Source organism: Halovulum dunhuangense, assembly GCF_013093415.1.
Lineage (GTDB): Bacteria > Pseudomonadota > Alphaproteobacteria > Rhodobacterales > Rhodobacteraceae > Halovulum > Halovulum dunhuangense.
On sequence record NZ_JABFBC010000013.1, the window covers coordinates 2,501 to 5,696 of the forward strand.

The window sequence follows — 3,196 nt, forward strand, 5'->3', positions numbered from 1 at the left end:
CGAACCAGCGGGCAGGGTGGTCAATGACTTCTGATCGGAAGATGAGCGATCCTCATTCTTCTGGATCGGATCAAGCGCGAGAAGGGCGTTTGGTGGATGCCTTGGCAGCAAGAGGCGATGAAGGACGTGATAACCTGCGATAAGCCAGGGGGAGCCGGTAATAGGCATCGATCCCTGGATCTCCGAATGGGGCAACCCACCTGACACCGTGTTATTGAGAGGCTCAGGCTTCTCATTAACGTGGTGAACCAGGTACTTTTGGCCTGAATACATAGGGCTAAAAGAGCAAACCCGGGGAACTGAAACATCTCAGTACCCGGAGGAAAGGACATCAACAGAGACTCCGTTAGTAGTGGCGAGCGAACGCGGACCAGCCGAGCCTTGAGTGTGAGCAGAACCAGATGGAAAGCTGGGCGATATGGGTGACAGCCCCATATGCGAAGCACGATGGGACGTATCAAGTAGGGCGGGACACGTGAAATCCTGTCTGAAGATCGGGGGACCACCCTCGAAGGCTAAGTACTCCTTGCTGACCGATAGCGAACCAGTACCGTGAGGGAAAGGTGAAAAGCACCCCGACAAGGGGAGTGAAACAGTTCCTGAAACCGGACGCCTACAAACAGTCGGAGCCTCTCTTCGGAGTGGTGACGGCGTACCTTTTGTATAATGGGTCAACGACTTGGTCTCACGAGCAAGCTTAAGCCGATAGGTGTAGGCGCAGCGAAAGCGAGTCTGAATAGGGCGCTTGAGTTCGTGGGATCAGACCCGAAACCAGGTGATCTAGGCATGTGCAGGATGAAGGTGGGGTAACACCCACTGGAGGTCCGAACCCACACCCGTTGAAAAGGGTCGGGATGACGTGTGCCTAGGGGTGAAAGGCCAATCAAACCTGGAGATAGCTGGTTCTCCGCGAAATCTATTTAGGTAGAGCGTCAGACGAATACCGCCGGGGGTAGAGCACTGGATGGGTAATGGGGACCCACAGTCTTACTGATCCTAACCAAACTCCGAATACCGGCGAGTACTATCTGGCAGACACACGGCGGATGCTAACGTCCGTCGTGAAGAGGGAAACAACCCTGATCTGCAGCTAAGGCCCCTAATTCATGGCTAAGTGGGAAAGCAGGTGAGACGACCAAAACAACCAGGATGTTGGCTTAGAAGCAGCCATCATTTAAAGAAAGCGTAACAGCTCACTGGTCTAGACAAGTTGTCTTGCGGCGAAGATGTACCGGGGCTCAAGCCATGAGCCGAAGCTCGGAACTCGAAAGAGTGGTAGCGGAGCGTTCCGTTCTGTAACCCCAGCCTCTTCATGACCCTCCGGGGTCCTGCGGAGGCAAGGGGTTCTGCTGTGAAGCCGGCCTGTGAGGGACCGGTGGAGCGTTCGGAAGTGAGAATGTTGACATGAGTAGCGATAAACAGGGTGAGAGACCCTGTCGCCGAAAGTCCAAGGGTTCCTGCTTAAAGCTAATCTGAGCAGGGTAAGCCGACCCCTAAGGCGAGGCCGAAAGGCGTAGTCGATGGGAATCCGGTTAATATTCCGGAGCCAGGAGGATGTGACGGTTCGCAGACGTAGTGAGACCTTATCGGATTGGTCTTGCTGCCAAGCGGATCCTGGAAATAGCCCTCCATCAGATCGTACCCTAAACCGACACAGGTGGACTGGTAGAGCATACCAAGGCGCTTGAGAGAACTACGTTGAAGGAACTCGGCAAAATGCCTCCGTAAGTTCGCGAGAAGGAGGCCCCGTTCCTGGGCAACCAGGGGCGGGGGGCACAGACTAGGGGGTGGCGACTGTTTACTAAAAACACAGGGCTCTGCGAAGCCGCAAGGCGACGTATAGGGTCTGACGCCTGCCCGGTGCCGGAAGGTTAAATGGAGGGGTGCAAGCTCCGAAATGAAGCCCCGGTAAACGGCGGCCGTAACTATAACGGTCCTAAGGTAGCGAAATTCCTTGTCGGGTAAGTTCCGACCTGCACGAATGGCGTAACGACTTCCCCGCTGTCTCCAACGTAGACTCAGCGAAATTGAATTCCCCGTGAAGATGCGGGGTTCCCGCGGTCAGACGGAAAGACCCCGTGCACCTTTACTACAGCTTCAGACTGGCATCAGGCCTGCGATGTGCAGGATAGGTGGTAGGCTATGAAACCCGGGCGCCAGCCCGGCGGAGCCTCCCTTGAGATACCACCCTTCGTTCGCTTGATGTCTAACCGCGGTCCGTCATCCGGATCCGGGACCCTCTGTGGCGGGTAGTTTGACTGGGGCGGTCGCCTCCCAAAGAGTAACGGAGGCGCGCGATGGTGGGCTCAGGTTGGTCGGAAATCAACCGTCGAGTGCAATGGCATAAGCCCGCCTGACTGCGAGACTGACACGTCGAGCAGAGACGAAAGTCGGCCATAGTGATCCGGTGGTCCCGCGTGGAAGGGCCATCGCTCAACGGATAAAAGGTACGCCGGGGATAACAGGCTGATACTGCCCAAGAGTCCATATCGACGGCAGTGTTTGGCACCTCGATGTCGGCTCATCTCATCCTGGGGCTGGAGCAGGTCCCAAGGGTACGGCTGTTCGCCGTTTAAAGAGGTACGTGAGCTGGGTTTAGAACGTCGTGAGACAGTTCGGTCCCTATCTGCCGTGGGTGTAGGAGACTTGAGAGGAGTTGCCCCTAGTACGAGAGGACCGGGGTGAACGCACCACTGGTGGACCTGTTGTCGTGCCAACGGCAGTGCAGGGTAGCTATGTGCGGACAGGATAACCGCTGAAAGCATCTAAGCGGGAAGCCCCCCTCAAAACCAGGTCTCCCTGAGGGCCGTGGAAGACCACCACGTCGATAGGCCGGAGGTGTACGCGCAGCAATGCGTTCAGCTGACCGGTACTAATTGCCCGATAGGCTTGATACCGATCCAGAAGTATGTGGATCCAGAAGTCAAAGACATAGGAAAGACACTCGTCGCTGTTTTTTGCAGGTTTGGTGGTCATAGCGTGAGCGAAACACCCGATCCCTTCCCGAACTCGGCCGTTAAGCGCCACCGCGCCAATGGTACTGCGTCTCAAGACGTGGGAGAGTAGGTCACCGCCAAACCCGCAAAAAACAGCAGCTCTCTAAACGAAACCACCATGACGCGGGGTGGAGCAGCCCGGTAGCTCGTCAGGCTCATAACCTGAAGGCCGCAGGTTCAAATCCTGCCCCCGCAACCAG

At 56.3% G+C, this 3,196-nt stretch carries 1 tRNA gene and 2 rRNA genes; all 3 read left to right on the top strand.

Annotation, left to right across the window (positions count from 1 at the left end):
• The first annotated feature begins 68 nt into the window (after positions 1-68).
• The 3 genes from HMH01_RS17615 (at position 69) to HMH01_RS17625 (ending at position 3,195) form a co-directional block, all read left to right on the top strand.
• Positions 69-2,897, top strand: a 23S ribosomal RNA gene (locus HMH01_RS17615).
• Positions 2,898-2,964: 67 nt separating this feature from the next.
• A 5S ribosomal RNA gene (gene rrf, locus HMH01_RS17620) occupies positions 2,965-3,079 on the top strand.
• A gap of 39 nt (positions 3,080-3,118) precedes the next feature.
• Positions 3,119-3,195: transfer RNA gene (locus tag HMH01_RS17625), tRNA-Met, on the top strand.
• Position 3,196 lies beyond the last annotated feature (1 nt).